This is a genomic window from Gilliamella sp. wkB292 (assembly GCF_001690235.1).
In the GTDB taxonomy this organism is placed as follows: Bacteria; Pseudomonadota; Gammaproteobacteria; order Enterobacterales; family Orbaceae; genus Gilliamella; species Gilliamella apicola_F.
In genome coordinates this window covers 1-736 of record NZ_LZGO01000026.1, presented here as the reverse complement: position 1 = coordinate 736, position 736 = coordinate 1, and the positions used below count along the sequence as shown (strand labels likewise).

General features: G+C 29.1%; 1 protein-coding gene. It reads right to left on the bottom strand.

Annotated features, from left to right (window positions below):
- A partial coding sequence (locus tag A9G09_RS02395; protein ID WP_065633321.1) for a hypothetical protein occupies positions 1-283 on the bottom strand: 283 nt, incomplete at its 3' end.
- Positions 284-736 lie beyond the last annotated feature (453 nt).

The window sequence follows — 736 nt, the reverse complement described above, 5'->3', positions numbered from 1 at the left end:
CAGAAGCATTATCAAATTCAAATAAAGTTGCTATTCCATTTAACTGTGTGCTTTTTGCTTCAATTAAAAAACAACCTTCCCCTTGTAAATCTAAATTGTAACCATGATTCTCATGATAATCTCGCATTTCATCGTTTTTATAACAAAATAGAAACTCTTCATCTCTAAAACTACTTTGTTCATATTTATAATTAATAGATGATAATTTTTTAATTAATGAAAACCATACATCATCGACGGATTTATCGGTATAAAATCCATACATATTACCAGTCCATTCCATATTTTCCCCCTCAAACTTACTCACAATAGTAAATTCTTGTTAATATCGCTTTGAAGTTTATTTTTTTATCTCAGTAAAATGTTTTCTATGTATCGTCTTAAAAAAACATTTTGTCGTTTAACTATTTTAGCCTTAGCGCTATCAACTTTAAATAAAATAGAGTGTTATTCTTTTATTTGATGCCCGATGATGTTTTACGATATATCGGTCTAAGGCATCATAGGCGTTCGGTAAGTTTAATTTTTTAATGGGAGATTTCGGTTAAACAGCTGATGCTGTTTTATATGCTAAGTAAGGTAAATAACAGCTTAAGTTTTATTCACTCTTGTGTCACCATTCATCTATATCTTTTTCATCTACATCTTTTAACCATTTTTGATATTTTTCTGGGTCTTTGGCTATCAATGTTTTTAATTTTTCAAACACTTCTTTTACCCCTGAAGGATCCACTTT